At 56.6% G+C, this 258-nt stretch carries 1 protein-coding gene; it reads left to right on the forward strand.

The genetic code is table 11. From position 1 onward, the window contains the following. Positions 1–58 precede the first annotated feature (58 nt). A partial coding sequence (locus HK28_RS06540; protein ID WP_143217340.1) for a transposase occupies positions 59–258 on the forward strand: 200 nt, incomplete at its 3' end.

Consider the following 258-nt stretch of genomic DNA (forward strand, 5'->3'; position numbering starts at 1 on the left):
TGTACTCCTACCTGATCTGTGATGTTTTCTTCCTGCTTCTGGAACGGGGAGAGAGTGAATGCGTCGGTATGGTCTGAACGACGGTCAGTGGGAGCGGATAAAAGATCTTCTCCCGGGTCGTGAAGGCCATGTTGGTGGCACGGCTGCGGATAACCGCCTGTTTGTCGAAGCTGTGCTGTATCGTTACCGTGCAGGCATTCCGTGGCGTGACTTGCCAGTGCGGTTCGGGGACTGGAAGAACGTCCACCGACGGTTGCG

Source organism: Acetobacter sp. DsW_063 (genome assembly GCF_002153745.1).
Classification (GTDB): domain Bacteria; phylum Pseudomonadota; class Alphaproteobacteria; order Acetobacterales; family Acetobacteraceae; genus Acetobacter.